The sequence below is a fragment of the Kitasatospora sp. NPDC059747 genome, assembly GCF_042732955.1.
GTDB lineage: Bacteria > Actinomycetota > Actinomycetes > Streptomycetales > Streptomycetaceae > Kitasatospora.
Genome location: NZ_JBHWGV010000284.1, coordinates 1 through 1,287, shown reverse-complemented (window position 1 = coordinate 1,287; position 1,287 = coordinate 1). Strand labels below are relative to the sequence as shown.

Annotated in this window: 1 protein-coding gene; it reads left to right on the top strand. The window is 68.8% G+C overall.

Annotation, left to right across the window (positions count from 1 at the left end; translation table 11 throughout):
- Positions 1-40: 40 nt before the first annotated feature.
- Complete coding sequence (locus ACFV4G_RS43520) at positions 41-1,246, top strand: IS701 family transposase (RefSeq protein WP_380449213.1); 1,206 nt, start codon at positions 41-43, stop codon at positions 1,244-1,246.
- The last annotated feature ends 41 nt before the right edge of the window (positions 1,247-1,287 follow it).

The following is a 1,287-nucleotide window of genomic DNA, read 5'->3' as shown; positions in this document are numbered from 1 at the left end:
TTCCGGGCAGCCCACTCACGTGATTGATGCACCAACCAGCATGTGGGAACGGGAACTTGGTGAACTGTTCCTGAGGATCGGGGCCCGCTTCTCCCGCGTGGAGCCCCGGCGCCGCGTGCGGGACTACGTCCGCGGGCTCCTGGGCCCGGTGGGCCGCAAGAACGGCTGGCAACTGGCCGAATACGCAGGCCACGCCACCCCCGACGGCCTGCAGCACCTGCTGTCCCGCAGCCGCTGGGACGCGGACGAGATCCGCGACGACCTGCAGGCCTACGTGGCCGAACACCTCGGCACCGACGACGGCGTCCTGATCATCGACGACACCGGCTTCGTCAAGAAGGGCACCACCTCCGCCGGCGTCCAACGCCAGTACTCCGGAACCGCCGGCCGCACCGAGAACTGTCAGATCGGCGTCTTCGCCGCCTACGCCACCAGCCGCGGCCACACCCTGGTCGACCGCGAGCTCTACCTGCCCAAGTCCTGGACCGAGGACCGCGAACGCTGCCAGGCCGCCCGGGTCCCCGACGAGCGCGTCTTCGCCACCAAACTGGAGCTGGCCAGGGCCGTGATCCGAAGGGCCCTCGCCTCGCCCCTGCCCATCACCTGGGTCACCGCGGACGCCGCATACGGGCAGGACGCCCATTTCCGCCGCTTCCTCGAAAACCACCAACTCTCCTACGTGGTGGCCGTTCCCAAATCCCAGCAGGTCCACGGTCCGCGCATCGACCACCTCATCAAACAGGCCCCGCTCGAGGCGTGGCAGCGCCTGTCCGCTGGCAGCGGCGCCAAGGGCGAGCGCTTCTACGACTGGGCTGGTGCCCGCCTGCCCTCCGTCTGGGAGTTCGACGGCGACGAACCCACCCGCCAACGGTGGATGCTGGCCCGCCGCAGCATCACCAGATCGGACGAGATCGCCTACTACCTCGCCTGCGCTCCGCTGGAGGCCACCATCGCGGACCTGGTCCGTATCGCCGGCTGCCGCTGGAAGATCGAGGAGTGCTTCCAGAGCGCGAAGAACGAATGCGGCCTGGACCAGTACGAAGTGCGTCGCTACGTGAGCTGGTACCGGCACATCACCCTCGCCATGCTCGCGCACGCCTTCCTGACCGTACTGGCCAGCCAGGAACGGGAAAAGGGGGTGTCGAACAGGACACGCCCGAGCTCGTGGACCTCACTCCGGCCGAGATTCGCCGTCTGCTGGCAACTGGACCCCGCCACCCTCCTGCGGACCGCCACCATGTCGTGACGTGGTCCCACTGGCGCCGCCGCCACCAGGCACGAGCCCGC